General features: G+C 69.1%; 28 protein-coding genes and 1 pseudogene. 14 read left to right on the top strand and 15 right to left on the bottom strand.

Annotation, left to right across the window (positions count from 1 at the left end):
• Positions 1-28: 28 nt before the first annotated feature.
• Together AMK26_RS21185 and AMK26_RS21180 are read right to left on the bottom strand one after the other, a co-directional pair.
• Positions 29-676 (bottom strand): FMN-binding negative transcriptional regulator, encoded by a 648-nt coding sequence (locus AMK26_RS21185; RefSeq protein WP_073756225.1) that lies wholly within the window; start codon positions 674-676, stop codon positions 29-31.
• A 53-nt stretch (positions 677-729) separates the two neighbouring features.
• Positions 730-1,566, bottom strand: a complete 837-nt coding sequence (locus AMK26_RS21180) for a DMT family transporter (protein ID WP_073756224.1) — start codon at positions 1,564-1,566, stop codon at positions 730-732.
• A gap of 121 nt (positions 1,567-1,687) precedes the next feature.
• Here AMK26_RS21180 and AMK26_RS21175 point away from each other — a divergent pair, with 121 nt between their 5' ends.
• Positions 1,688-2,272 carry a helix-turn-helix domain-containing protein gene (locus AMK26_RS21175; RefSeq protein ID WP_073756223.1) on the top strand — a complete coding sequence of 195 codons (585 nt, stop codon included), beginning with the start codon at positions 1,688-1,690 and terminating at the stop codon, positions 2,270-2,272.
• A 279-nt stretch (positions 2,273-2,551) separates the two neighbouring features.
• Here the strand turns inward: AMK26_RS21175 and AMK26_RS21170 are convergent, their stop codons facing one another.
• The 10 genes from AMK26_RS21170 to AMK26_RS37360 form a co-directional block, all read right to left on the bottom strand.
• Complete coding sequence (locus AMK26_RS21170) at positions 2,552-3,580, bottom strand: methyltransferase (protein WP_073756222.1); 1,029 nt, start codon at positions 3,578-3,580, stop codon at positions 2,552-2,554.
• A 163-nt stretch (positions 3,581-3,743) separates the two neighbouring features.
• The gene (locus AMK26_RS21165; RefSeq protein ID WP_073756221.1) at positions 3,744-4,265 is read right to left on the bottom strand and encodes an SRPBCC family protein; all 522 of its coding nucleotides are present in this window, start codon (positions 4,263-4,265) and stop codon (positions 3,744-3,746) included.
• Position 4,266: 1 nt separating this feature from the next.
• Positions 4,267-4,518, bottom strand: a complete 252-nt coding sequence (locus tag AMK26_RS21160; protein WP_073756220.1) for an acyl carrier protein — start codon at positions 4,516-4,518, stop codon at positions 4,267-4,269.
• An 85-nt stretch (positions 4,519-4,603) separates the two neighbouring features.
• The gene (locus AMK26_RS21155; protein WP_073756219.1) at positions 4,604-5,872 is read right to left on the bottom strand and encodes a ketosynthase chain-length factor; all 1,269 of its coding nucleotides are present in this window, start codon (positions 5,870-5,872) and stop codon (positions 4,604-4,606) included.
• Positions 5,869-7,152 carry a beta-ketoacyl-[acyl-carrier-protein] synthase family protein gene (locus AMK26_RS21150; protein WP_143608579.1) on the bottom strand — a complete coding sequence of 428 codons (1,284 nt, stop codon included), beginning with the start codon at positions 7,150-7,152 and terminating at the stop codon, positions 5,869-5,871. Before AMK26_RS21150 ends, AMK26_RS21155 begins: the two co-directional genes overlap by 4 nt.
• A gap of 1 nt (position 7,153) precedes the next feature.
• Complete coding sequence (locus AMK26_RS21145; RefSeq protein WP_073756218.1) at positions 7,154-7,576, bottom strand: cupin domain-containing protein; 423 nt, start codon at positions 7,574-7,576, stop codon at positions 7,154-7,156.
• 45 nt (positions 7,577-7,621) lie between these two features.
• On the bottom strand, positions 7,622-7,951 hold the full coding sequence (locus AMK26_RS21140; RefSeq protein ID WP_073756217.1) for a TcmI family type II polyketide cyclase: 330 nt from the start codon (positions 7,949-7,951) through the stop codon (positions 7,622-7,624).
• A 2-nt stretch (positions 7,952-7,953) separates the two neighbouring features.
• The gene (locus AMK26_RS21135; protein WP_073756216.1) at positions 7,954-8,295 is read right to left on the bottom strand and encodes an antibiotic biosynthesis monooxygenase family protein; all 342 of its coding nucleotides are present in this window, start codon (positions 8,293-8,295) and stop codon (positions 7,954-7,956) included.
• Between the two features lie 338 nt (positions 8,296-8,633).
• The gene (locus AMK26_RS21130) at positions 8,634-9,857 is read right to left on the bottom strand and encodes a PP2C family protein-serine/threonine phosphatase (protein ID WP_073756215.1); all 1,224 of its coding nucleotides are present in this window, start codon (positions 9,855-9,857) and stop codon (positions 8,634-8,636) included.
• Positions 9,858-10,015: 158 nt separating this feature from the next.
• Positions 10,016-10,192 carry a hypothetical protein gene (locus tag AMK26_RS37360; protein WP_198944124.1) on the bottom strand — a complete coding sequence of 59 codons (177 nt, stop codon included), beginning with the start codon at positions 10,190-10,192 and terminating at the stop codon, positions 10,016-10,018.
• Positions 10,193-10,921: 729 nt separating this feature from the next.
• Between AMK26_RS37360 and AMK26_RS21125 the strand changes: the two genes are divergently transcribed.
• The 4 genes from AMK26_RS21125 (at position 10,922) to AMK26_RS21115 (ending at position 12,742) form a co-directional block, all read left to right on the top strand.
• Positions 10,922-11,377, top strand: coding sequence for a hypothetical protein (locus tag AMK26_RS21125; protein ID WP_143608577.1), 456 nt, complete (start codon positions 10,922-10,924; stop codon positions 11,375-11,377).
• On the top strand, positions 11,374-11,499 hold the full coding sequence (locus AMK26_RS38400) for a hypothetical protein (RefSeq protein ID WP_274536122.1): 126 nt from the start codon (positions 11,374-11,376) through the stop codon (positions 11,497-11,499). The genes AMK26_RS21125 and AMK26_RS38400 overlap by 4 nt, the downstream gene beginning before the upstream one ends.
• A gap of 54 nt (positions 11,500-11,553) precedes the next feature.
• Positions 11,554-12,114 carry a CchlQ gene (locus AMK26_RS21120; protein WP_073756213.1) on the top strand — a complete coding sequence of 187 codons (561 nt, stop codon included), beginning with the start codon at positions 11,554-11,556 and terminating at the stop codon, positions 12,112-12,114.
• A 187-nt stretch (positions 12,115-12,301) separates the two neighbouring features.
• Positions 12,302-12,742 carry an ATP-binding protein gene (locus tag AMK26_RS21115; protein ID WP_079277739.1) on the top strand — a complete coding sequence of 147 codons (441 nt, stop codon included), beginning with the start codon at positions 12,302-12,304 and terminating at the stop codon, positions 12,740-12,742.
• 132 nt (positions 12,743-12,874) lie between these two features.
• Here AMK26_RS21115 and AMK26_RS21110 read toward each other — a convergent pair whose 3' ends face one another.
• Both AMK26_RS21110 and AMK26_RS21105 read right to left on the bottom strand, forming a co-directional pair.
• On the bottom strand, positions 12,875-13,159 hold the full coding sequence (locus tag AMK26_RS21110; protein ID WP_143608575.1) for a hypothetical protein: 285 nt from the start codon (positions 13,157-13,159) through the stop codon (positions 12,875-12,877).
• Positions 13,160-13,182: 23 nt separating this feature from the next.
• On the bottom strand, positions 13,183-14,349 hold the full coding sequence (locus tag AMK26_RS21105; RefSeq protein ID WP_073756211.1) for a PP2C family protein-serine/threonine phosphatase: 1,167 nt from the start codon (positions 14,347-14,349) through the stop codon (positions 13,183-13,185).
• A gap of 102 nt (positions 14,350-14,451) precedes the next feature.
• Here AMK26_RS21105 and AMK26_RS21100 point away from each other — a divergent pair, with 102 nt between their 5' ends.
• A complete protein-coding gene (locus AMK26_RS21100) occupies positions 14,452-14,943 on the top strand; it encodes a MarR family winged helix-turn-helix transcriptional regulator (RefSeq protein WP_073756333.1) in 492 nt (163 codons plus the stop codon).
• Between the two features lie 214 nt (positions 14,944-15,157).
• Here AMK26_RS21100 and AMK26_RS21095 read toward each other — a convergent pair whose 3' ends face one another.
• Positions 15,158-15,652 (bottom strand): MarR family transcriptional regulator, encoded by a 495-nt coding sequence (locus AMK26_RS21095; protein ID WP_079277716.1) that lies wholly within the window; start codon positions 15,650-15,652, stop codon positions 15,158-15,160.
• 144 nt (positions 15,653-15,796) lie between these two features.
• On the opposite strand from AMK26_RS21095, the gene AMK26_RS21090 reads away from it, so the two are divergent.
• The 8 genes and pseudogenes from AMK26_RS21090 to AMK26_RS21065 all read left to right on the top strand — a co-directional run bounded on the left by AMK26_RS21090 (position 15,797) and on the right by AMK26_RS21065 (position 24,865).
• Positions 15,797-16,675 (top strand): STAS domain-containing protein, encoded by an 879-nt coding sequence (locus AMK26_RS21090; protein WP_073756209.1) that lies wholly within the window; start codon positions 15,797-15,799, stop codon positions 16,673-16,675.
• On the top strand, positions 16,672-17,082 hold the full coding sequence (locus AMK26_RS21085) for an STAS domain-containing protein (RefSeq protein ID WP_073756208.1): 411 nt from the start codon (positions 16,672-16,674) through the stop codon (positions 17,080-17,082). The genes AMK26_RS21090 and AMK26_RS21085 overlap by 4 nt, the downstream gene beginning before the upstream one ends.
• Positions 17,066-17,550 (top strand): annotated as a pseudogene (locus AMK26_RS21080) (anti-sigma regulatory factor). Before AMK26_RS21085 ends, AMK26_RS21080 begins: the two are co-directional and overlap by 17 nt.
• Entirely contained in the window at positions 17,547-18,587 is a 1,041-nt protein-coding gene (locus AMK26_RS21075) for a SpoIIE family protein phosphatase (RefSeq protein WP_073756207.1), read from the top strand. The pseudogene AMK26_RS21080 and the gene AMK26_RS21075 overlap by 4 nt, the downstream one beginning before the upstream one ends.
• Positions 18,588-18,675: 88 nt before the next feature.
• Positions 18,676-19,359 (top strand): hypothetical protein, encoded by a 684-nt coding sequence (locus AMK26_RS38580; protein ID WP_338015587.1) that lies wholly within the window; start codon positions 18,676-18,678, stop codon positions 19,357-19,359.
• On the top strand, positions 19,314-19,556 hold the full coding sequence (locus AMK26_RS38575) for a SpoIIE family protein phosphatase (protein WP_338015586.1): 243 nt from the start codon (positions 19,314-19,316) through the stop codon (positions 19,554-19,556). The genes AMK26_RS38580 and AMK26_RS38575 overlap by 46 nt, the downstream gene beginning before the upstream one ends.
• On the top strand, positions 19,462-19,863 hold the full coding sequence (locus tag AMK26_RS38570; RefSeq protein ID WP_338015585.1) for a PP2C family protein-serine/threonine phosphatase: 402 nt from the start codon (positions 19,462-19,464) through the stop codon (positions 19,861-19,863). The genes AMK26_RS38575 and AMK26_RS38570 overlap by 95 nt, the downstream gene beginning before the upstream one ends.
• A 418-nt stretch (positions 19,864-20,281) precedes the next feature.
• Positions 20,282-24,865 carry a HAMP domain-containing protein gene (locus AMK26_RS21065; RefSeq protein ID WP_107420995.1) on the top strand — a complete coding sequence of 1,528 codons (4,584 nt, stop codon included), beginning with the start codon at positions 20,282-20,284 and terminating at the stop codon, positions 24,863-24,865.
• The last annotated feature ends 5 nt before the right edge of the window (positions 24,866-24,870 follow it).

The following is a 24,870-nucleotide window of genomic DNA, read 5'->3' as shown; positions in this document are numbered from 1 at the left end:
GGGCTTTTCCGTGCGTACGGGCGGGTGGTCAGAGCTTCCAGGGACCGATGCGGTCCAGGCGGCGGCGCTGCTGTTCGGCTGCGGGGAGGTCGAGTCCGTGGCCGCGTGCGGTGAGGTGGTCGGCGACGGCGGTGCGGTGTTCGACGGACTTGTGGTCGTCGTACTTGAACTTGGCCCGTACGTCGGTGACTTCCAGGCGCAGGCCGCGGATGCCGGGCAGCATCCGGCCGTACGGGGGCTGGTCGACGGTGACGGGGGCGTGGTCGCCGTCGGGCTGGAAGTGGACGAGCTGGCGGCGCAGCAGCTCGGCTTTGGCTTCGGGGGCGTCGACGATGTGGGCGTGGCAGGAGAACTGGACGGCGGTGTAGTAGCTGGTGGGGACGCCGTCGGTGGGCGGCGTGTCGGACTTGGCGCGCCAGGGGCCGGGGATGAAGGCGTAGTCGCCGAAGACCGTGAAGAGAACGTTCGGGCCGCTCTCGATCGCCTTCCAGACGGGGTTGGGGCGGGCGAGGTGGATCAGGAGGTGGCCGGGGTCGCTGGTGAAGTGGGTGGGGACGGCGACGGGCGCCTGGCCGGGCAGGCCGTTGACGCTCAGGAGGCCGAAGTCGTGGCCTTCGGCGATCCAGGTCTGCCATTCGGCTTCGTCCAGGCCGGCGTCCCAGGGCTGGATGAACATGCTGGTCTCCTTGCGGGGTTCGGCGGTGCGGTGGTGCGGTGGTGAGGGGCGGTTCAGGTGAGGGCGAGGAGGCTGACGGCGACGGCAGCGGTGCCCAGGCCGACGAGCTGGCCGCGGTGGATGCGTTCGGCGAGCACGCCGCGGGCGAGCAGGACGGTGCCGGCCGGGTAGAGGGCGGTGATGACGGCGACGACGGCGAGGTCGCCGCTGCGGGCGGCGAGCAGGAAGAGCAGGTTCGCCACCGAGTCCAGCACTCCTGCGGCTGCGGACATCGCGTACGCGGGCTTCTCGGGGCCGAGCTTGCGGTACATCGCCCCTGCGGCGGCCAGGGTGACGGCCGAGGAGACCGCCCGGCCCACGATCAGCGGGGCCACCCCGCTGTCGGACGGCGCCTGGTGCAGGAAGACCAGCTGAAGGGCGATGGCGGCGCCTGCCCCGAAGGCCAGCAGCAGCGCGGTACGGGACGGGCGGGCCGACCCCGCTCCATGCCCCGCGCTGACCAGGACGACCGCGGCCAGGGCGAGTGGCAGCCCTATCAGTCCGGCCGTGCCCAGGTGCTCGCCCTGGAGCAGGCCCACGCCGACGGGGAGCATGGCGGACACCAGGGCGGTGACGGGCGAGAGGACGTTCATCGGACCGATCGCCAGGGTTCGGTAGAGCAGGGCGAACGCGGCGGCCGAGGCCACACCGGAGGCGGCGCCCCAGGCGAGGGTGGCGCCGCTGAAGGAGGCGCCGAGGAACGGCCACAGCACCAGCTCGACCGCGAGCGAGGCCGGGGCCGCGATCATCACGGTGCGCAGTACATGGGCCTTGCGGGCACCGAGGCCGCCGAGGAAGTCGGCGCACCCGTAGGCGAGGGAGCTGCCCAGGGCCAGCAGCAGAGCGATCACGGTACGTACATCCCTTAGTATGACAATGGAACGACTAAACCGTACAGTGGACCGACCGACCCGTGTCAACCAAACGACCGGACGGTGCATTGAAGTGGTCCACTCGCGAGGAGGCGATCGGATGGCCGAGACAGAGGAAGCTCTGCGGACGCTCGCGCACAACGTCAGGACGGCCCGCCAGCGCGCCGGCCTGTCCCTGGACGAGCTCGGCCGGCGCGCCAAGGTCAGCAAGGGGGCCTTGGTCGGACTCGAGAAGGCTCAGGGCAACCCGAACTTCGCCACCCTGGTCCGGCTGGCCGACACCCTCGGCGTCTCCGTCTCCGCCCTGATGGAAGGCCCGGCCGAAGGCCGCGTCCGCGTCGTGGACGCCGACGCCGTGATGCCGCTGTGGGCCGGCGAGCGGGGCAGCGAGGCCCGCCTCATGCTGACGACCTCGGGCCCGGCCCCCGTCGAGGTCTGGCGCTGGAAACTCGAACCGGGTGAGGAGTACCCCAGCCACCCCCACCAGGCCGGAGTCGTCGAAACCGTCTCCGTCACCTCCGGCCGCATGACCCTGATCGTCGACGGCGCCGAGCACCCCGTCGAAGCCGGACAGACCGCCACCTTCGACGGCGACGCCCCCCACACCTACCGCGGCGGCGGCACCGAAACCTGTCACTTGATCATGACCGTCCACCTGCCGCCCGGCCCCGCCTCCACGGCCTGACCCGTCCATCGCATGCGAAGCGGGCCCCTGTACGTCCGGCCCGGCGCCGGCCACGAAGCGATTGGGCCCCGTGCGGGAGAGAGGCCTCCCAAGGATGGTCCCGCTCACTGTGACGGGTCACGGCGCCCTTCGACGGGCTCCACAGGGGGCCTGCTTGCCGCCCACCAGTGCCACTCCGTCCAGGAGCCGGTGCGCCCGCGACGAGGCGACCGAGGTGGTCAGCCCGCGTACGCGGACCATGTTCCTTCATCCGGCAGGCGACCCCGTTCCAGACGTTTCTCAGACAGCTTGCGCCTCGATGACGGACGCCGATGCCTCCGTGGGGACGATTCCGGTCATCCGGAATGCCGATCGGGCCAGGAGGGCCGCGAATTCCTCGCGTGTACGTTCCTTTCCGCGCAGCTTCATCAGCATGATGACGTCCACCACTTTGCCGGTGCCCGGCTCGTTTCCCGGCGGCAGGACGGTTTCCACCACCAGCAGCCGTCCGCCCGGTGCCATCGCGGCGCGGATCGAGCGCAGGATTCGTAGGCAGTGTTCGTCGTCCCAGTCGTGCAGAACGTGTTTGAGCAGGTAGACGTCGCCGCCCGGTGGCACGGCCGTGAAGAAGTCCCCGGTCTCCACGCGCCAGCGGCCGGCCAGTTCCTTGTGGTCCAGTACGTGGTCGGCGACGGTGCGTTCCCTGTCGTAGAGCACTCCGGACAGTTCGGGGAGTCGGCTGAGCACGGCGCGCAGCAGACCGCCCCGGCCGCCGCCCACATCCACGACCGTGCCGCTCTCGGGACACGCGCAGTGTGCGGCGATGTGTTCGTTGTCCCGCACCGAGAGGTCCGCCATACCGGCGTCGAAAATCTGTTGTGCGGCTGGGGCGGAGTCCAGGTAGGCGAAGAACGGCATGCCGTAGGCCGTTTCGAAGGCCGGTTCGCCGGTACGTACCGTCTCCGTGAGTCCTTCGGCGGACCGCCACATGAACGGGTCCGTGAGCATGAGGATCGCGGCACGCTGTGATCCGGGTACATCGCGGCGGAGCAGTTGCGAGAGAGGGGTGAGGCGGAAGGCGTTGTCGTCGTCCTCACGGAAGACTCCTCCCATCGCGAGCAGGCGCAGGACGCGGCGCAGGGAGGGGCCATGGGTGTGGGAGCGGCGGGCGAGTTCGCCGGGTGTCATGGGGCCGTCGGCGAGGTGGTCGGCGATGCCGTGGACCGCCGCGGCGCGGAGTGCGGCGGTGAACAGGTAACCGGATGCGAGGGCGTGGAGCTCGGCCGATGCGGCTGATCGGTCGTCAGGGCCACTGGATGGGGTAGGCAATCTCTTCAGGTCCTCACGGGTTGTTCCTCATGGGTCGGCACTCCACCGCACGCCCGTATCGGCCCATGGCGAGGGGGCACTCGGAGGAACCGGACGAGCAGTGACCAGCCGCGAAACCTCGGTTCGGAGCGGCGCCATCGGGGGCCGGTTGAGGCTGTGGCGTTCAGGACAGTGGTCGGTGGTCGCGCTGTTCGGTCTCGGCAGTGGTCGTGCCTTCCCCGGGGGCGTCCTGTCGCGCCCGGTGTTCCTCTTCGATGATCTTCTTGATCCTCGCCATGTTGGCTTTGGTCGTCAGGTTCAGGTGGGCGGTCATCTGCTCGTTGTCGAAGGGGGCGCCGGCCTTCATGTCGAATTCCTGCACCCAGCGCATTTCGGTGCCCTCGTCGGTCCCGCGGTACGTCCAGTGCAGCTTCATGTAGGCGAAGGGGCCGGTTTCGATCCGGTACGCCTCGACGGTGAGGGATTCCCTGTCGGGTGTGCGGTGCGACACCCATTCCCAGACCCTTCCGTTCGCGTCCGGGCGCGTCCTGAGCCGGAAGTCGATCCCGTCGTCGCCGCTCCGGAGGATTTCCGTCTCGGCATATTCGGAGAACAGTTCGGGCCACGACTCGACGTCGTTGGTCATGTCCCATACGAGGGAGACGGGGGCCTCGATCATCACTGCGTTGTCGGTGCGTGCTCCCATGTCAGACAGCCACCTCTGAGATCTTCTCGTTGATCAGCCGGAGTGTGCCCCTGGGGGTCTCCATTGCGTCCTCGGGGATCGACACACCGAGGTGCTGCTGGAGCCGTGCGGACACTTCCAGCAGAGCGAGCGAGTCGTAACCGAGGTCCTGGAATGTCACATCCAGGATGTCGCCGTCCAGATCGGCCGCGTCGGTGTCTCCCGCACATTCCTTGATGATCGATACGAGGTACGCGAGGGTGATTTCGGGCATGGTGGGACCTCCTGAGCCGGCAGGCAGTGGAGTGCGGTGGGTCGGGGGGTGGATGGGGCCGGGTGTCGCGTGGCCGCGGCCGCCGTCAGCCGTATCGCTGGAGGACCAGCGCCGCGTTGAAGCCGCCGGTTCCCCGGGCGATCACGAGTGCGTTGCGCACCGGGGTTTCGCGGGGCGCGTCGAGCACCAGGTCGATGCCGAGGCCGGGCGCGAGGGCACTCGTACCGACGGTCGGCGGGATGACCGAATCCCGTATGGACAACAGGGCGGTCGCCGCGTCCAGGGCCGCGCCGCCCGCGTACAGGCGGCCGGTCAGTGTTTTGGGCGCGGTGACGGGTACGGCCGACGGTCCGAAGACCTGCGCCAGGGCATCCGCCTCCGCCCGGTCCAGGGCCGGCACGCCGAGGGCGTCGGCGAAGACCACGTCGACATCGGCCGCGTCGATCCGTGCCTCCCGCAGCGCCTCCCTGATCGCGCGCGCCAGTCCGGGCGGCCTGCCGGAGCCGGGGCGGGGGTCGAAGGTCGAGGCGTGCCCGGCGATCCGCCCGTAGATCCTCGCGGCGCCCCGGCGCAGGGCCGTGTCCTCCCGTTCGGCCGCCATGAGGGCCCCGCCCTCGCCGGGTACGTATCCCGCCGCAGCGGCGTCGAAAGGCAGGTAGGCCACGCCGGGGTCGGGGACCGTGCTCAGGAATCCGCTGGGGAGCTGGGCGACCAGGCCCCACGGGCAGATCGACGCCTCGAACCCGCCCGTCAGCGCGGCGCTGAGCTCGCCCTTCCTCAGCAGGCGCGCCGTGTGGGCCGCCGCGTCGAGGGCACCCGCCTGTTCGGAAACGAACACGGAGCTGTGCCCCCGCATGCCGTGGCGAATGGAGATCTGCCCGCTGTTCACCGCGTAGAACCAGGCGAACGACTGGTAGGCGCTGACGCGCTCGGGGCCGGTCCCCCACAGCTTCTGCATCTCCCGCTGGCCGAACTCGAAGCCACCGCACCCGCCGGCCGTGAGGACGCCCAAGCCGTACTCGTCGAGGTCCGCCGGCACCAGACCGGCGTCCGTCAACGCCCAGTCGGCGGCCGCCAGGGCGTACTGCGTCATGCGGTCGGTCTGCGGCATCAGGCGCTTGGGCAGGTGTGCGTCGGCGTCGAATGCGAGTACCTCGCCGCCGACGCGCACCGGGTAGGCAGACGCGTCGAACCGCTGGATGACACCGATGCCGCTCTTCCCCGCGAGCGTCGCCGCCCAGTACTCCTCGGTGCCGATGCCGTTGGGGGCGATGACCCCGAGACCGGTCACTACGGTGCCGGTGGCTACGGTGCCGGTCGCCACCGCTGCTGCCGCTGCTGCCGCTGCCTTCACCGCGCCGCCGCCTTTGTCGGCCTGCCGAGCACGGCGGCACTCTGGAATCCGCCGAACCCGCTGCCGACACTGAGTACGGTGTCCACCCGCTGCTCCCGCGCCACGTTGGGCACGTAGTCCAGGTCGCACTCCGGGTCGGGCTCGTCGTAGTTCGCAGTGGGCGGGATCACTCCGTACTCGATGGCCAGCGCGCAGGCGGCCAGCTCCAGTGAGCCGATCGCGCCGAGCGAGTGGCCGATCATCGATTTGATGGAGCTGACGGGCACCTCGTAGGCGCGCTCCCCCAGGCTCCGTTTGAAGGCGGCCGTCTCATGCCGGTCGTTCTGCCGGGTGCCGGAGCCATGGGCATTGATGTAGTCCAGGTCCTCACCGGTGCAGCGCGCCTGCCGCATGGCGGCCGCGATGGCCTCGGCCATCTCCCGGCCGTCGGGCTTCAGGCCGGTCATGTGGTACGCGTTCGACCTCGTCGCGAAGCCGCGGATCTCGGCGTACACGCGGGCCTGACGGCGGTACGCCGACGACAGCTCCTCCAGGACGAACACGGCCGCTCCCTCGCCCAGGACGAAACCGTCGCGGTTGCGGTCGAAGGGACGGGACGCGTGCGCCGGATCGTCGTTGTTGGCGGAGGTCGCCTTGATGGCGTCGAAGCAAGCCACCGTGATCGGCGAGATGGGAGCGTCGGTCGCACCGCAGAGGACCACGTCCGCCCGCCCGGAGCGGATGAGATCGGCGCCGTACCCCACGGCGTCGAGCCCAGAGGTGCAGCCGGTGGACACCACGGTGACCGGGCCCTCGGCCCCTGCCTCCCAGGCGACGTCACGGCCGATGGAGGCCGGTATGAAGTAGTCGAACAGCCGCTCCACGGCAACGGTGTGGTCGACCAGCCAGTGGGAACCGCCGGCGCTGACCCGCTCGTACTCCCGGTCGAGGCTGGTGGTGCAGCCGACGGCGGTGCCGATGCTGACGCCGGTCCGTGCGGGGTCCAGCCGGGCCGGGGCGAGTCCGCTGCTCGCCAGCGCCTCGCGGGTGGCGGCGATCGCCAGCTGGGTCGCTCTGTCGTACGTCGTCGCCTGCGCGGGTGACAGTCCTTCGGCCGGCGGGTCGAAGTCGACCTCCGCGGCGATGCGCGACCGGAAGGGGGCGGGGTCGATCAGCGTCATCGTCCTCGTCGCGGTGCGCCCGGCGGTCAGCAGCTGCCAGAACGCGTCCGTTCCCACTCCTTGAGGGGCTCGCACCCCGATGCCTGTGATCACCACCCGCTTCTGAGCCTGATCGTCCATGTCAGCCACCGACGCGTGGGGGCGCGGAGGCCGGGTGGGGCACGGGTTCGGTGTCGACGTGGCCCAGCTCGGGCCTGGGGGCGAGCGGGGCGATGTGGAAGACGGCCCTCGTGGTGACGGTCCCACGGTTCTCGATACGGTTGCGTTGCCCGCGAGTGATGAGCAGTGCCTCGTCCCGTTCCAGAGGCACCTCCTCGCCGTTGACGCGGACGACGGCCGAACCCTCGATGACGTACAGGTACTTGTCCGAGAAGGGGTGGTAGTGCTCCGCGACGGCTTCCCCGGGGGCCAGTTCGATGTGCCCCATGAAACCGGAGGTCGCGCCGACCGACGCGGGCGTCAACAACGCCCGGGTGCTGCCTCCTTGCCGGCGGCTCGGCGCCACACTCGACACGGCGACCCTGGCGGCCGCTGCCTCAGCCATGACTCGTCCTTTCTCTGGTGGTCGGATCCGACCTCGTGGCCACGGTCACGGCCGGTCGGCCTCCCAGGTGTAGAAGACGTCGGCCCGGGAGTCCTTCAGCTCCTTCCAGTCGGCGCAGTACGGTGTGAGGTACTGGCCCACGCGCTCGTTGACCTGCTGGAACAGCGGACTGCTGCGCGCCTGGTAGAGGCGCTCCATGATGTCGTCGTCGGCTTCGATCAGGTGCATGTAGAGGTCGTGGAACCGGAACAGGACGCGCCGTCTGACACCGATCTCGCCCGGCAGCGCGGTCTTGTCGTGCTCGGCGAAGGCCGCTGCCACGCGCGGGGCGTCCTCCGGGTTCATCCTCAGGACCATCAGGGCCCGGTATGCCATGGTCACGCTCCGTCGGGTGGGGGGCCGGAGTGGCAGGAGTGGACGACGTCGCAGGACAGCTGCTTGGGCCGGGAGACGGACCGGCAGTACGCGAAGTGCTCCTTCAGCCGCGGGTCCGCGTGCATGGCCCGGAAGTCAGCTTCCGTACGCCACTGCGCGTAGTTGACGACATGCTCGCCGTCGTGGCTCAGATGGAAGGAGGCCGAGATGAACCCGGGCAGGTGCCGGATCAGCTCTTCGGTCACCTGGGCCAGGTGGTCGCAGAGCTGTTTCTGATCACGGGGGTCGACGGCGAAGACGTTGACGAGGGTGAACAGCCCAGCGGACGGAGAGATGGTCGCCATGGGGCCTTGGCTTTCATGTCGGCGGGGAGGAACTCCCCGAGGGGAGAGGGACGACGGCGACGGCGACGGCGACGGCGACGGCGTGGATCGTGAGGAGCTCCGGGCACTGAGACCCAGACCGGCGGTACCGACTGTTGAACGGATCTTCCGCTTCCCTCTTGGTCTGTCCGCAGCGTCCGGACCGGAAACGAAGACACGGTGTGGGCCACTCAAGTGGGTGTACTTTTCGCAGAGTTGATCGATGGACGGGCCAGGGAGCGGGTCACCGGCATCGCGAGCACAGCCGGCCGAACAGGCCGCGGGCGGCGCGGTGTGGTGGCGATGCCGCCGACGTTCGCTTACACCGGGCTCGGCCGTTCACCGGCCGCGCGCTCAGCGGTGGACGCGGGCTTCTCGCCCAGAGGGCCGTGCCAGTCGAGGCACACCACCAGTGCGTCGTCGTCCAGGGGCATCTCGCCGTGGTACGTGGCGAGTTCGCGGAGTACGGCGCCTGGGACCTGAGGCGCGGGCAGCAGTCGTGTGGCGGTGAGCGAACGGGCCAGGGCGCGTTGTCCATACCGCTCCCCCGTGGAGGAAGGCACGTCATACACCCCGTCGCTGGCGAACAGCAGCCGGTCACCGGCTCGTACGGTGAAGTGCTCCGGTACGTAGACGGTGTCTTCGCACATGCCCAGGGGCAACTGCGCGTCGAAGCGGAGCGGCTGTACCGCACCCGACCGCATATGCCATCCCCGAGGTGAACCCGCGTCGACCACCTCGACCTGTCCGGTGGCAAGAGCGAACCGGAGGAGCAGCACCGACACATGGGTGCGGCCCTGGTACTGCGCGTAAACGGCTTGGTCGGCAAGGGCGGCCTGTCCGGCGAGATCGAGGCCGGCGCGTCGTGCGTTGCGAAGTGCGTTGACGGCCAGGTTGGTCAGGAGTGCGGCGTCCATTCCCTGCCCCATGCCGTTGGTGATGGTCAGGGTCAGATGGTCGGCGGAGACGGACCAGTCGTAGTTGTCTCCGAGGATGGCGTAGGCGGGCTCCAGGTGGGCGCCGAGGGAGAACTCGGTACGGGAGCAGGCGCGACCGGGCAGAAGCTGCCATTGCATCTCGGCGGCCAGGGTGAGACGGGCGGCGCGCCTGGCGAGGACGTAGAGGTCGGTGTCGCGCTCGGCAACCAGGATCTCGTGGCCGAGTGCCTCACAGATGTGCTGCATCTCGGGCAGCACGGCCTCCACGGCGCAGTCCTCCGGCAGGCTTACCGAGAGCACGCCCATCCGGTCGCCCCGGATGGTGACGGGCAGGTGGACGTCGACCTTGCCCGGCGAGCCCTCATGCACGATATATGGCTCCTGTGATCCGAAGGCGCGGCCCTGCGGACTGTCGTGAACCGGCACTGGTTCGGTAGCCCACGGCACACACTCGACGGCTTGGAGTGACCGCATACCGTAGTCAGCCAGTCGCAGCTCCACCCGCTCGGCTCCGTACAGCTCCGTCAGAGCGACTGTCACGATTTCGAGCAGGGTGTGGGGCGCGCCGGCCCGCAGGGCGAGGTCCACGGCAGCGATTCTGTCCATGGCCAACCGCTCTTCTTCAAGCTCCGGAGCGCCGTCCGGCCGCCCGGCACGCTTCACCTGGACTGGCTCTCCTTCGGTCTCAGCACCAGTTTACGAGGACGTCGTCGGACCGCCGCGGCAGCCATGGGTGCGGTGGCGACGCCATCGCACCCGCCGAGTCAGCGTCCACGAACCCGGCCGCCCCAGCCGCTGCCGATGCCGGCCACGTGCAAAGCCAGCAGCCCTAGCCCGATGAGCATGAGGTTGGTGGGTGAGAAGACATCATTGGTCACGATGTCCCCAGCGTTGATCACGAACGCAACGAAGAACAGTACTGCCGCTGCTATGGCGAGCATGGGTGTCCCTTCTGCAGTAGTGACACCCATGTGCCCCGTACCGCCGAACAGACACCCAGCGAGCTCGGCGTGTGCCGCCTCCAAGCACCGGTTGGGGGCGCGATCGTGGCAGGGGCGGGGCGTTGACCGCCGAAGTACCCGGGCGAGCGCCACCACGGTGCGGCCTGGCCCTCATGCGTTCCGGGACGTGCCAGGCCCAGAAGCACGGCGGGACCGCAGCAGTCCCCCGGAACCGCTGCCACCTTGTGTGTGGTCGGCGAGTTGGGCGGCTCGCGCTCTCGCCCAGCGCTCCCTGTGGTCACTCAGCAGGCACAGGGAGGCGATGAGGACGGCGAGGACGAGGAAGGCTGCGGCGAGAGCCAGGGTGGGCACGAAACGGGCGATGTCCATGGGGCCTCCGGGGTGGACGCACTCCTGCTGGGCTGAGTTCGCGGATACCCGGGATGCCTTCGTCGACACGGACCGGCGCCGCTGTCCGGCCTGAAGCCGGGGGTTGCGACCACGGTCCGCCCGACCGTCTCCGTGGGTTCCTGCTTCACCGCGCCGACCGGGGTCGACAGGCTCCGCACTCCGGAGCAGGCAGACGGACAGCGGTGACTCCACGTTGCGGCACATGAGTATGACTCGAAGATGCCCATATGATCGTCGGGCCGGTCACTTGCCGTCGAAGGGGGAGCAGTGTTTCGGGCCAAGACGACAGTCCAGGGTTTATGCCTGATGGGAGCGGCGGTGGCCCTGTTCGGGTGCGCATCCAAAAGCGGCGCCGGTGAGCCCGGCGACGCGACACGGGACGGCACGCCTTCACCTCGATCCGCCGGAATCCTGGGCAAGGAACAAGTGGAAGCGGTGGTCCCCGACGTGGGCGACGTGCCTCCGGGCTGGGAGAAATCGGGCACGTTGCGTCTCCTGGGGGCTGCCCCCGAGGAGGGTCTGCTGGCCCTGGGGACACAGGGTTACGCCGCGACCGACCTCGAAGGCATCGTCGGATTCGGTGTCCAGTCCTTCCAGACCCGAGCGGACGCCATCGAGAGGTACACGATGGTGAAGTCCAATATGGCGAGTGCCCGGATCGGACCCGCGCAGATCCCGGACGTCGATGCGGCGTTCACGGCCTCCACTGCTCGAGCGAGAACGACTGCAGCACCTCGATCAACGTGCGTCTGGACTCCGTTTTCGCTCGCGTGAACATCAACACGGATGGTCCGGCCGCCGCCGATGCCAAGATCCTCAACTCGGTCACCCGCATGCTCGTCCAGCCCGTCCGGCAGGCACAGAGCGGGCAGACGCCATCGGCAAAAGCGGGGTGAAGCCTGCAAGCATCTGATTCGCGCCCTTCCGGAACACCGACTGGGGGACACGGTATGGAGTGGGGAACGCTGGTCGCCACACTGGGCGGCGGTCTGATCGCGATAGCGGGCACGGTGCTGGCCGACCGCCTGCGCACACGCCAGGAACACCGCCGCGGCCTACAGGCGCGCCGCCGGGACGTCTACACGGAGTTCATCGCGGCGGCGGGCGCGGCCCACACCGAACTGCGCCGCCTCGCGCAGAACGGCGCGGAGGCGACCGACCTGGAGGAAGCAAGCCGCCTGGCGCTGACGGACGCCCGCATTTACGAGGTGCGCGAGCGCCTCTTCCTCGACGCCAGCGCCCGGATCGCGGGCACGGGCCAGATCATGTTCGAACGCCTCCGCGCCCTGCGAAAGGCGGTCGCCGCGGGCGCCGGCATCTCGACCCCTGCGTTCCACGACGTCTACCACCCCTACCTGGACGCGGTCTGGGCCTACCGCGAGGCCGTCCGCGAGGAGTTGGAGGGCCAGGCCCTCACCCCGACCGACTTCGGCTGGTCCGCGTGGGACGGCCGTGAGCGCTGCCCGCACTGCGCGGAGCGCGGGGCGGACACCGCGTCGGGGCAGCGCTGACCCCGCCCCGCCCCGAGCGGTGGTCGGCCTCCGAGGGGCTGTTTCGGTGCAGCGGTGCGCGTTCGCCGCGGAAGGCTGTCGAGGCACGCCATCAGCCCAGTGCCCGATACGCGTAGGTCCACCACAACAGGGAAGAAGAAGACGTCTGTCGGACATGCGCATCATCCGCGAGAGACGGGAGAGTGACATGACCACCGGGCCGCTCAGGGACGGCTGGAGCGCGGTTCATCCGGAAGTCGCCGAAGGTCTCACCGCACGTTTCGACGGAGACATCGGCAATGTCACCGACGCACGACTGGCGGCAGGCCTGTTCCTGGACACCCTCGCGTACGCGGATCCGCCCATGACCCCGGAAAGCCATGACGACGTCCTGCTGGTCGTCACGGAACTGGCGGCCAACACCGTCCAGTACGCTCCCGGCCCCTTCACGCTGCGGGTGCGACGCACTTTCGACGGAGTGCACGTGGCCGTTCGGGACAGCAACCCTGTCCCGCCGGCACCCCAGCCCTGCAGGCCCGGGCAGGGGGCCGGCGGGCTCGGTTGGCACATCGTTCACGCTCTCGCCCGGGAAGTCAGCGTCCTGCCGGAGCGAGGCGGGAAGGAGATCCATGCATTTCTGCCGTGGTAGATCCGGCGGACACACACTGCCTGCTGTCGCCCGCGGGTAGAGGCGGAAGACGCGTGCGGGCAGCGTGCGGGCACCCAGGCCACATGGGCCCTGGGTGACCGCCTGGTGGTGCGGGGCGCCCTGCTCCCGCGGTCAGCCGGAGATGGACCGACGCCGCTCTTCCAAGGCCTCGGTGGCAGTGGTGAGGTCGAGTCGGATGCCGAACTCTTCCCAAGCGATCCGGATGACGTCCTCGGCGCCGGCCGGCAGACCGCCGAGCGTGCCGCCATATCGGGAATGGGCGAGCTCGGCGGCGCCCCAGGCGAGGATCTTCTCGCGGCCCTCCGCCTCAGGGTCGCCGTATGCGGCCACCACCAGTTGCCACAGCATCATCGGCCCGCTTCCTGCCCGCTCTGCGAGGGCCTCTCCGAGTTTCATCCGCGGTTGGTGAACAGTGACGGTTACTGACGGCCATGCCAGTCGAGGCAGACGACCATGGCGTCGTCCTCGGCATCGATGGGACCCCGGTGTCCGGCAAGCTCTTGGAGCACCGCGCGGGGCACCTGCGAGGGAGGAAGCAGGCGGGTCGAGGTCATGGCACGGATGAGGGCCCTCTCGCTGTAGCGTTCGCCGGCCGGTGAGGCGACGTCGTAGACGCCGTCACTGACGAAGAAGAGACGGTCGCCGGGCAGAACGGTGAACGGCTGAGCCGTGTAGATGGTGTCTTCGAACATGCCGAGCGGAAGTTGCGCGTCCAGTTCGATCGGTTCGACCTTGCCCTGCCGCAGGCGCCACATCTTCGGCGATCCGGCATCCACGATCTCCACCTCTCCTGTCTCCAAATCGAAGCTCAGGAGGAGGACGGAGAGGTGGGCGGCTCCGTGGTAGTGGCCGTAGATGGCTTGGTCGGCGAGGAAGGCCTGGTCGGTGAGTGAAAGTCCGGCTCGGCGGGCGTTGCGCAGTGCGTTGACGGCGAGGTTGGTGAGGAGAGCGGCCTCGATGCCCTCGCCCATGCCATTGGTCACGGTCAGGGTGAGGTGGTCGGCGGAGGCGGACCAGTCGAAGTTGTCGCCGTAGATCGCGTAGGCGGGCTCGAGCTGTGCCCCGATCTCGTACTCGGGCCGTGCGCAGGAGCGGCCGGGCAGCAGCTGCCACTGCATTTCGGCGGCGAGAGTGAGCCGACTGGCTCGGCGGGCCTGGAGGTAGAGGTCCGTGTCGCGTTCCGCCACGACGATCTCGTGGCCGAGGATCTCCGCGATGTTCTGCAGTTCCCGCTCGGTCTGCGGCGTGTAGTGATCCTCGGGGAGGCAGACGGTGAGGACGCCGATGCGGTCCCCTCGCACGCTGACGGGGAAGTGAGCGATCACTTCGGTGGCGCGTGCGGGTCTCTCCACGTGGGGGTGCTGGGACCCGAAGGCGCGTCCCGGAGCGCTGGCATGTACGGGTACGGGCTCAGCCGTGTAAGGGAGGGCGTTGACGGGTTGCAGTATGGTCATCGCGTAATCGGCCATGAGCAGGTCGACGGAGGCGGCCGTGTAGTGGGTGGTGAGCGCGTCCCGCACCGCTTCGAAGAGGGCGTGGGGAGGGGCTCCGCGTAGCGCGCGTTCCACAGCCGAGAATCTGTCCACCGTTCGATTACCACCTGTTCAAGAAGAATGAGCGAAAGGAGCGGCTGGCCTCTTATGTCCCAGAGACTGACAAGGCCGTTGCGAAGTGTCACAGTTGAGGGCATGCATTCCGAGACTTCTCCAAGCGCCGACCGGGATGCTGCCGCATATGCCGCCCGGGAGGTCATCGAGCTGCTCGAGGTGCTCTGGAGCAAGGGCCGAGACATGACGTCGCCCGCCCCGGTGTCGTCCTCGCAGCTGCGCGTGCTGTACATCCTGGACCGCGACCAGCCGATCAATCTGCGCACTCTTGGCGAGGTGCTCGGGTCGGCACCGTCCTCGGTGAGCCGGATGTGTGACCGCCTGGCTGCGCTGGGCTTCGTCGAGCGATCTCCCAGCTCGGCCAGCAGGCGGGAGCTAGAGCTGCGCCTGTCGAGTCGCGGGGAAAGCTACCTGAGGGACCTGCGGGGCCGCCGTGAAGCCGCGCTGCTCGACGTCATCTCCGCCATGCCACCCGCAGAGCGCGCAGCGCTCGCGGCCGGCCTGAGCAGCTTCCGTCTCGCTGTCGAAGACGCCGCCTCCAAAGCCACTGGTGACGCAGCGGAGTCGGCCTGACCGTCGGGCACGGTCGGCATGTCGTCCGCTTCACGGGTTCACCTGCCTTTGTTCTCGAGCGTGCGACCGCGGGTCGGGCACGCAGACGGGCCGCACTACGTAAGGGTCTTTCCTCCGACGTACAGTTGTCAAACGACAATAGTTTCCCTGCGGTAACCGAATTGGGCGACTGGCGGGAACCGGCGCACGGACAGGTCCCGCCCGCCCACCGGCTCTAGGGGTCTGCGCGCCCGGTCACCGCCCCGCGCAGCCGCTCCCGCGCGATGTCACACGCCTCCTTGACCGCTTGTATCTGGCCTGCGGACTGCGGCAGGGCTGCGGCGATGGCGCCCGCGAAACGCGCCCGCATCTCCTCCACCGCTTCCGCGCCCGCCGGGGTCAGCGCCAGCAGCGCCCGGCGCCGGTCACCGGCGTGGGAGCGCCGGGCCAGCAGCCCCGCGCCCTCCAGGCGCCCGCACAGGCGGCTGGCTGACGCCGGCGTGATGTCCAATGCCCTCCCCAGCTCGGTGAGCCCCAGCGTCGCCGATCTCTCCACTGCCGCCAGGGCCCGCAGCGTGAGGTAGGGGACGGGGCCGGGAGCGTGCAGGTCCGCATACTCCCACAGCGCGACCAGCGCGGCTGCCGCCTTCACCGCGTCCGCGTCGGGCCGGGGTGCCGCTCCGGTCCCCTGCGCCCCTGTCCCGGGTGCCTGTGCGTCGCTGTCTCTCATTTACCGCTCGGGTGGGTTCCTGCCTGTTTGTTTCCCTGCTGGTGCCCGGCATCGACTGCGGCATACGTGCTCTCCGCGGGTTTCGGCGGCCATCGGGCTCGATGTACATTTGCCGCGCGACAACTATTGCGAAGGTGGATGGAAATGAACGCCAGTGAGCCAGAGGCTCGCATCCATGTCCTCGCAGCCTTGCGGGAACAGTCCGAGAAGGTGGCCGATCGCTGGGTGCAGCTGCAGTTGGAGCAGGCGGTCCTCGGAAACGGGATGACCGAGGCCGAGCTGCGGGAGGAGGCCGACGTACTGGTCGATGCGCTGCGTTCCGGCCTGGAGAGCGAACAGCCGGCAGAACGTGTGGTGGCCACCCAGCCGGTGTTGCACCAGGCGATCGTCGAGCTGTCCCTGCGGCGCGCACGGGGCGGGGCCACGCCTACGGCGACGTCCCTGGCCGTGCTGGCGCTGAAGGAGGCGCTGCTCGAGGCGGTGCAGTACCTCACCCGCGAGGCCGGCACTCTCTACGCGGCGGCACTGCTGGTCAACCGGCTTCTGGACGCTGCCGGCGCCCTGTGCTTCGAGACGTACGTGGAGGGGCGCGAGGAGATCATCCGGCGGCAGAGCAGGCAACTGCTCGAGGTGTCCACCCCCGTGGTGCGCCTGTGGGACAAGGTCCTGGCGGTGCCCCTCATCGGCACGCTCGACACCACCCGCACCCAGGTCGTCATGGAGAACCTCCTGGAGGCGATCCAGCGGGACGAGGCCCAGGTGGCCATCATCGACATCACCGGTGTACCGACCGTGGACACCGCGGTGGCCCACCATCTGATGCAGACGGTCAACGCGGTACGCCTCATGGGGGCGGACTGCTTGATCAGCGGCATCCGTCCGCCGATCGCCCAGATCATCGCCCAGCTGGGCATCGACCTGTCCCCCATCCTGACCCGCGCGACACTCGCCGACGCGCTGGCCGCCGCGATGACCCTGACCGAGCAGCCCGCCCAGCGGGCCGGCTCCACGGCGATCCGGTGACCGCCCCCGCCGGCGCCGGCGTACCCATCCTGCGCCTGGGCGATGTCCTGGTGACGGGCCTGCTCAACGAACTCGACGACAAGTCCGCCATAGCCTTCACCGATGAACTGACCCAGCGCATCGTCGCCGACCGCGCACGCGGCGTTCTGATCGACATCTCGCGGCTGGAACTCATCGACTCCTTCGTCGCGCGCACCCTCATGGAACTGACGACCACCGCCCGCCTCCTGGGGGCACGGGTGGTGGTGGCGGGCATGCGTCCCGCCGTGTCCATCACGCTGGTGGAACTCGGCCTGAGCCTTACCGGGGTCGAGACCGCCCTCAACGCCGAGCAAGGCATGACCGCGCTCGGCTGGTACCGAGCTCGCAGGCCTCAGGAAGGGGCTGCCGATGCTCCCCCATGGTGACCTCGACAAAACGCCGCACACCCTGCCCTCCACCTCCCCTGCCACCGGGCCGGAGCCCGGCGACACCGTCACTGCCCAGCCCCTGGCTTCCGAGGAAGACCTGCTGGCCCTACGTCACGCCGTGCGGGCCGCCACGCTGCGCGCCGGCTTCGGCCTGGTGGACCAGACACGGATCGTCACCGCCGCCAGTGAACTCGCGCGCAACGCCTACATCCACGGGCACGGGGGGGGACCTTCGAGTTCGAGACCATTCGGCGAGCCGGCCGGATCGGGCTGCAGCTGTCGGTATCCGATCGTGGGCCCGGAATCCCCGACCTCGACACGGCCTTCGTCGACGGATTCACCACCGGATCCGGTCTCGGCCACGGACTGGGCGGCGCTCGCCGTCTCATGGACGAATTCCACGTCCGGACCGCTCCGGGACAGGGAACCACCATCGTCGCGGTGCGCTGGAACTCGCGCCCATGACCCCTGCCCCGGGGATGCCGACTCTCCACATCCCCATCGACCACCACAGCGCCGTCCACGTCGCCGCGGCCCAGGCCCGGGACGTCGCACGGGCCTGCAGCCTGCCCGGCGCGCTGCCGGACCGGGCAGCGGTACTCGCCAGCGAACTCGCCAGCAACATCGACAAGCATGCGCGCAACGGAGCCATCTACCTCCAACCGGCCGCCGCCGGCAGCGGCATGGACATCATCGGCGTGGACCACGGGCCGGGCATCGCCGACATCGGCCTGAGCTTCACCGACGGATACAGCACCACCAACACCCTGGGCGCCGGCCTGGGAGCGGTACGCCGCATCGCCACCGACTTCACCATTCGCTCCGAAGCCGAGTACGGCACCCTGGCACACGCCTGGATCGCCGACCCCCGACTGACTCGGCAACCGCCCGCGGCGGTAGGCGCGTTGTGCCTGCCCGCATCCGGGCAGCGGCAGTGCGGCGACAGCTACGCCGTGGTCGGCCACGGAAGGGCATGGACCGGACTCGTCCTCGACGGGCTGGGACACGGCCCCGAAGCCGCCATGGCTGTCCAGCGGGCGGTACGGACCTTCCGCCCCCTCGCCGACCACGGCCTCGCGGAGATCCTGACCGCCATCGACAGGGCGCTGCGGCACACCCGTGGCGCCGCGGCAGCGGCTGTCCGCGTGCACGGCGATCGCGCTGAGTACTGCGGCATCGGCAACATCCGCGCCCTGGCACTCTCGCCCCAGGGTGTCCAGCAACAACTCACCGGCCAGCCGGGGACAGTCGGATACAACATGCCGACGCCACGCACCCGGACTCTGCAATGGCACGGCCGCGACTCCGTCGCACTCGTGCACACCGATGGTGTCGACCACAAGTGGACATGGGACGCGTCCCCCGCATACCTGCGTCTTCCACCATCACTGATGGTCGCCTCACTGCTCCACAGCCACCGCCGACGCCGCGATGACGCCACCGCCCTCGCATTCGGCTCCTCACAAGGGGTGACATGTCTCGCGACACCTTCCGTACCCTGACCGCTCTTCGGCGCACGGCACGGACCATCGCCCTCTCGCATCACCTCACCGCCGACAACGTGCCCGCCTCGTCCTCACCCTCAGCGAAGTGGCCGCAGCTCCACTGGGCCGCGGGCGGCTCGTCACCCTCACCACCGACTGCCGGCCGGGCGACACCGGCGCCGAGCACCTGATCATCACCCTCCGCTTCCCCCATCTGGGTATGAGAACCACGCTGGACCCGCGGCGACTGCCACTGCCCGGCCACACTGCTCCCGACGGCTCCATGGTGTGGCATCTGCCCATCCACCCGACCACCGACCGGCCTGCGCGGATCGTGCTGCCATCACCCGGCACTCCGCTGACGAGGAACGCCGCAGGCTATCCCGCCACGGCACCCTCCGCAGCAAGTGACGTCGACCACGCCCTCGTGGAAGAAGAGCTGCGCGCGGCACTTGCCCGCGGCGACGCCCTCGCCGAGGAACGCCGTCGGCTCGAACACGAACTCGCGGAGACCAACAGCGGGGTGCTGGCCCTCTACGTACAGCTCGAAGAACGCGACGAACAGCTACGCACGGCACACCGGCGGACTCTGCGCGCCCTGGAGGACGCGCTGCGGCCCCGGCCTCTCACCGTGGATGGCGTCGAGCTCGCCGTTCACTACGCCCCCGCCAGTGACGACGATCCACCGGAGCGGACCTGTACGACTGGTTCACCCTGCCCGATGGAACGGTCCACATCACCATCGTGGACGCGCTGGGGCACGGCGTCACCAGTACGGGCACCGCCCTGACCGTGACGCATGCCGTGCGGACCCTGGCGCTCGAAGGCCACCCGCTCGAAACGATATTGCGGCGTACGGACCAGGTCCTGGCGCCCTTCGACACCAGCGTGAGTGGCCACCGTCCTGCTGGCAAGGCTCGACCCCGCGAACGGCGAGCTGAGACTGGCCAACGGCAGCCACCCGCCTGCCCTCCTCATCCGCCCTGACGGAACGGGCACCTACCTCGAAGTCCGCGGCCGCGGCATCGGTTACCCCAAGCCGGGCAGCGAGCGCGTCCTCAGCACGACCCTGCAGCATGAGGACTTGCTGATCCTCTACACCGATGGCCTCACCGAGAACCGCCGTGACCCTCCTGAAGGAGATCGGCTCCTCCTTCAGTCCGCCCAGCGACACCGCCACAAGCCCACCGATCGCATCCCCGCGGACATCGCCGCGGACATACTCACCCACGTCCTGCACCCCGACGACACGCTCGCCCTGGCTGTCCGCCGCACCCGCGCGCCCAGCTCCTGAGCACCGGACCCGCAGGTGAACGGGCGCAGGTGTGGAGCCGCGGCCGGACGGGCATACGAGCGCCAGGACCCCGCCGTGCCTCCCCCGTCACGGCGGGGTCCGTCAGTGTTACGGACACTCATGCTCCCTGCTCCGGGTGACAGCTCGAATCCGTGTCCAGGTGCCGGGTCGATACGGCTGTACCAGAGGTCTCGGCGCACGGGAATGGCTGCCCCTTCCAGGGATGTCGGGATTCGGCCAGCACGCGCGCATCGTGCTCCGAGGCTCGATTGCCCATGTGATGCCGCGTGGGTTAGCCTTCAGCGTATTTGTCATACGGCAACGGTTAAGTGTCGAAAGAATTGCAGGGGGCCGCCCACTCCGGGTGTGCGTCTGCTCGGTCTTTTCGTCGTGGCATCTGAGTGGAACGAGGTCGGTCATGGCTGAGACGGCGGTCGAGGCTTCGCGTTCGGTGCCGCGGTCGCGGCCCGGCCGTGGCGCCGGGGGCGGCAAGGTGGGCGAGTCGGAGCTGCGGCAGTTGCTCGCCGGTCTCACGGCGGTACGCGACGGTGACTTCGGGACCCGGCTCCCCGACGAGGAAGACGGGCTGATCGGTGAGATCGCCACCGTCTTCAACGGCATGGTGGACCAGTTGTCGTTGTTCACCTCCGAGGTGACCCGGGTGGCACGCGAGGTCGGCACCGAGGGCACATTGGGCGGGCAGGCCGTGGTCCCCGGCGTCTCCGGCACGTGGGCGGACCTCACCGACTCGGTGAACGCCATGGCGGGCAACCTCACGACCCAGGTCCGGGACATCGCCCAGGTCGCCACGGCCGTGGCCAAGGGGGACCTGTCCCAGAAGATCGACGTGGACGCGCGCGGCGAGATCCTGGAGCTGAAGGAGACCGTCAACACGATGGTCGACCAGCTCTCCGCCTTCGCCGACGAAGTCACCCGTGTCGCCCGTGAGGTCGGCAGCGAAGGCCGGCTGGGCGGTCAGGCCCAGGTACCCGGTGTCGGCGGCGTCTGGCGGGATCTGACCGACTCGGTGAACTTCATGGCCGGCAACCTCACCGACCAGGTCCGCAACATCGCGCAAGTGACGACGGCCGTGGCCAAGGGAGACCTGTCCCAGAAGATCACCGTCAACGCGCGCGGCGAGATCCTGGAGCTGAAGAACACCATCAACACCATGGTCGGCCAGCTCTCCTCGTTCGCCGACGAAGTCACCCGTATGGCGCGCGAAGTGGGCACCGAGGGAATCCTCGGCGGCCAGGCCGACGTCAAGGGCGTCTCCGGCACCTGGCGGGATCTGACCGACTCGGTGAACTTCATGGCCGGCAACCTCACCGCCCAGGTCCGCTCCATCGCGCAGGTGGCCACAGCCGTGGCCAAGGGAGACCTGTCCCAGAAGATCACGGTCACGGCCAGGGGCGAGATTCTGGAGCTGAAGGAGACCATCAACACGATGGTCGACCAGCTCTCCGCCTTCGCCGACGAAGTCACCCGCGTCGCCCGAGAGGTCGGCACCGAGGGCCGGCTCGGCGGGCAGGCCGACGTCAAGGGTGTCTCGGGTACGTGGAAGGACCTCACCGAGTCGGTCAATGTGATGGCCGACAACCTGACGGCCCAGGTGCGTTCGATCGCCGAAGTCACCACCGCGGTCGCCCAGGGCGATCTGTCGCAGAAGATCCGGGTCGACGCCCGGGGCGAGATCCTGGAGCTGAAGGAGACCATCAACACGATGGTCGACCAGCTCTCCGGCTTCGCCGACGAGGTCACCCGCGTCGCCCGAGAGGTGGGCACCGAGGGCAATCTCGGTGGGCAAGCCACGGTCCGTGGGGTGTCGGGCACCTGGAAGGACTTGACGGACAACGTCAATGTGATGGCGTCCAACCTGACGGGTCAGGTCCGTTCGATCGCGCAGGTGGCCACGGCGGTGGCGAGGGGCGACCTGTCCCAGAAGATCACGGTTGAGGCGAAGGGTGAGGTCGCGGCGCTCGCGGGCGTGATCAACACCATGGTCGACACGCTTTCGGCGTTCGCCGACGAGGTCACGCGCGTGGCGCGCGAGGTGGGCACGGAGGGCATCCTCGGTGGCCAGGCCCGGGTCCCCAACGTGGCCGGCACCTGGAAGGACCTGACCGACAACGTCAACTCGATGGCGAACAACCTGACCGGTCAGGTACGCAACATCGCCCTCGTCACCACCGCCGTCGCCAACGGTGACCTGTCGAAGAAGATCGACGTGGACGCCCGGGGCGAGATCCTGGAGCTGAAGACCACGATCAACACGATGGTCGACCAGCTCTCCGCCTTCGCCGCCGAGGTCACCCGCGTCGCCCGCGAAGTGGGCAGCGAGGGCCGGCTGGGCGGCCAGGCCGAGGTCGAAGGCGTCTCCGGGACATGGAAGCGCCTGACGGAGAACGTCAACGAGCTCGCCGGGAACCTGACCCAGCAGGTACGTGCCATCGCCGAGGTCGCGAGCGCGGTGGCCGAGGGCGATCTGACCCGCTCCATCACGGTCGACGCCTCGGGTGAGGTCGCCGAACTCAAGGACAACATCAACTCCATGGTGGAGTCGCTGCGTGAGACGACCCGGGCCAACCAGGAGCAGGACTGGCTGAAGTCCAACCTGGCACGGATCTCCGGCCTGATGCAGGGGCACCGTGACCTCGCTGTGGTCGCGGAGTTGGTGATGGACGAACTGACTCCGCTGGTGTCGGCCCAGTACGGGGCCTTCTACCTGGCCGAAGAGGCACCCGACGGCACCGAACTCACCTTGGTCGGCTCCTACGGCCGTCCGGCGGACTTCACCGGGCACGCCCGCTTCAAGCTGGGTGAGTCCTTGGTGGGCCAGGCCGCGCGCAGCCGTCGGGCCATCAGCGCGGAGGGCGTGCCCGCGGGTTACGTCAGTATCTCGTCCGGGCTCGGCCAGTCCGCACCGGGCAGCCTGATCGTGCTGCCGATCGTGGTCGAGGACCAGGTCCTGGGCGTGATCGAGCTGGCGTCGTTCACGCCCTTCACCCCGGTGCACCGGGACTTCCTCGAGCAGTTGATGGAAACGCTGGGCGTCAACGTCAACACGATCGTCGCCAGTGCCCGCACCGACGAGCTGCTGGACGAGTCGCAGCGGCTGACGGCGGAGCTCCAGGTCCGGTCGGAGGAGCTGCAGGTGCAACAGGACGAGCTGCAGCGTTCCAACGCCGAGCTGGAGGAGAAGGCCGCGCTGCTGGCCGCGCAGAACCAGGACATCGAGACCAAGAACCTGGAGATCGAGCAGGCTCGGCAGGAGCTGGAAGCCAGGGCTCAGCAGCTGGCGCTGGCGTCCAAGTACAAGTCGGAGTTCCTGGCCAACATGAGCCATGAGCTGCGTACGCCGCTGAACAGTCTGCTCATCCTGGCGCAGTTGCTGGCACAGAACCCCACGCGCAACCTGACCCCGAAGCAGGTGGAGTACGCGGGCATCATCCATTCGGCCGGGTCGGATCTGATGCAGCTGATCAATGACATCCTGGACCTGTCCAAGGTCGAGGCCGGGAAGATGGATCTCAACCCCGAGCGGGTTCCGCTGCGCCAGCTGCTCGAGTACGTCGAGGCCACGTTCCGGCCGATGACGACACAGAAGAGCCTGGAGTTCACGATCAGCGCCGCCCCCGGCGTCCCGGCCGACCTGCTGACCGACGATTCCCGGCTGCGGCAGGTGCTGCGCAACCTGCTGTCCAACGCGGTCAAGTTCACCGAGCGCGGCAGCGTGGAGCTGCGCATCGAGGTGGCCGCGGAGCATGAGCTTCCGCCAGCCGTGAACCGGGGTGGGGCGGTGCTGGCGTTCCGCGTCAAGGACACGGGTATCGGTATCGCCGAGCAGCAGCTGGAAGCGATCTTCGGTGCCTTCCAGCAGGCGGACGGCACCACCAGCCGCAAGTACGGGGGCACCGGTCTGGGGCTGTCCATCAGCCGGGAGATCGCCCATCTGCTGGGCGGTGCGGTGACCGCCCAGAGCAGTCACGGGCAGGGCAGTACGTTCACTCTCTATCTGCCGGTCGAGCGGGCCGACTGGGAGGGGCATGCCGCCGGAGCAGCCGCACAGGCAGCCACGCGCGAAGGAGCCGCTACCGAGGGAGGCAGCCAGGCGGCGCCCCGCCAGGCGCCGGCGCCCCGGCAGAAGCGTCGACTGCTGGTCGTCGAGGAACGCACTCGCGGTCTGCTGTCCCTGGTGGCCGAGAGCGCGGTCGCCGACCTGTCCGGGAACCAGAACCTTCCCAAGCACATGGCGGACATCGAGGTCATCACCGCCGTGGGCGCCCAAGAGGCAGCCGAAAGTCTCGCCGCCGGTCCGTTCCACTGCGTCGTCCTGGAACTCGACATGCCCAAGGACGAGGCGCTGCGGTTCCTCGATGCCATGGACGGTGACGCGGCGGTGACGACCGTGCCCGTCCTCGCGCACAACAGTCGCCGCCTGGAGCCGACTCAGGAAGAGCAGCTGCAGACGCGTTCGGACAGCCGGCCGCTGGAGCTGATCTCCAGCCTTGACGAGCTGCGCGAGCGGATCGCCCTGCACCTGTCCGCCGAGGAGCCGGGGGACGTACTCCCCCTGGTGCGCCCCGAGGAGACCCGCCGGCAGCCCTCCCAGCCCCTCGACGGGACTCTGGCCGGCCACACGGTGCTGGTGGTGGACGACGACGCCCGTAACCTGTACGCCATCAGCGGCATCCTGGAGATGCACGGCACCAAGGTCCTGCATGCCGAGAACGGCCGCCGGGGCATCGAGACACTGCGGGAGCACCCCGAGATCGACCTGGTCCTGATGGACGTGATGATGCCCGAAATGGACGGCTACGCCGCCACGGCCGCGATCAGAGAGGACCCCGCCCACGCCACGCTGCCCATCATCGCGGTGACGGCCAAGGCCATGCCGGGAGACCGGGAGAAGAGCCTTGCCTCGGGAGCGAGCGACTACGTCACCAAGCCCGTGGACGCCAACGACCTCATCGCCTGCATCAGGCGCTGGCTGGCCGTCTAGGGAGT

The organism is Streptomyces sp. CB03234 (assembly GCF_001905885.1).
Lineage (GTDB): Bacteria > Actinomycetota > Actinomycetes > Streptomycetales > Streptomycetaceae > Streptomyces.
The sequence above is the reverse complement of the archived record's forward strand: the minus strand, read 5'-3'. Positions and strand labels throughout refer to the sequence as shown.

Bases quoted from the DNA above. Each gene is read 5' to 3' on its own strand.
- AMK26_RS21185 (WP_073756225.1), bottom strand. From the start codon at position 676: ATGTTCATCCAGCCCTGGGACGCCGGCCTGGACGAAGCCGAATGGCAG.
- AMK26_RS21175 (WP_073756223.1), top strand. From the start codon at position 1,688: ATGGCCGAGACAGAGGAAGCTCTGCGGACGCTCGCGCACAACGTCAGG.
- AMK26_RS21165 (WP_073756221.1), bottom strand. From the start codon at position 4,265: ATGGGAGCACGCACCGACAACGCAGTGATGATCGAGGCCCCCGTCTCC.
- AMK26_RS21160 (WP_073756220.1), bottom strand. From the start codon at position 4,518: ATGCCCGAAATCACCCTCGCGTACCTCGTATCGATCATCAAGGAATGT.
- AMK26_RS21150 (WP_143608579.1), bottom strand. From the start codon at position 7,152: ATGGACGATCAGGCTCAGAAGCGGGTGGTGATCACAGGCATCGGGGTG.
- AMK26_RS21145 (WP_073756218.1), bottom strand. From the start codon at position 7,576: ATGGCTGAGGCAGCGGCCGCCAGGGTCGCCGTGTCGAGTGTGGCGCCG.
- AMK26_RS21140 (WP_073756217.1), bottom strand. From the start codon at position 7,951: ATGGCATACCGGGCCCTGATGGTCCTGAGGATGAACCCGGAGGACGCC.
- AMK26_RS21135 (WP_073756216.1), bottom strand. From the start codon at position 8,295: ATGGCGACCATCTCTCCGTCCGCTGGGCTGTTCACCCTCGTCAACGTC.
- AMK26_RS21130 (WP_073756215.1), bottom strand. From the start codon at position 9,857: ATGGACAGAATCGCTGCCGTGGACCTCGCCCTGCGGGCCGGCGCGCCC.
- AMK26_RS37360 (WP_198944124.1), bottom strand. From the start codon at position 10,192: ATGCTCGCCATAGCAGCGGCAGTACTGTTCTTCGTTGCGTTCGTGATC.
- AMK26_RS21120 (WP_073756213.1), top strand. From the start codon at position 11,554: ATGGAGTGGGGAACGCTGGTCGCCACACTGGGCGGCGGTCTGATCGCG.
- AMK26_RS21115 (WP_079277739.1), top strand. From the start codon at position 12,302: ATGACCACCGGGCCGCTCAGGGACGGCTGGAGCGCGGTTCATCCGGAA.
- AMK26_RS21110 (WP_143608575.1), bottom strand. From the start codon at position 13,159: ATGAAACTCGGAGAGGCCCTCGCAGAGCGGGCAGGAAGCGGGCCGATG.
- AMK26_RS21100 (WP_073756333.1), top strand. From the start codon at position 14,452: ATGCATTCCGAGACTTCTCCAAGCGCCGACCGGGATGCTGCCGCATAT.
- AMK26_RS21095 (WP_079277716.1), bottom strand. From the start codon at position 15,652: ATGAGAGACAGCGACGCACAGGCACCCGGGACAGGGGCGCAGGGGACC.
- AMK26_RS21090 (WP_073756209.1), top strand. From the start codon at position 15,797: ATGAACGCCAGTGAGCCAGAGGCTCGCATCCATGTCCTCGCAGCCTTG.
- AMK26_RS21075 (WP_073756207.1), top strand. From the start codon at position 17,547: ATGACCCCTGCCCCGGGGATGCCGACTCTCCACATCCCCATCGACCAC.
- AMK26_RS21065 (WP_107420995.1), top strand. From the start codon at position 20,282: ATGGCTGAGACGGCGGTCGAGGCTTCGCGTTCGGTGCCGCGGTCGCGG.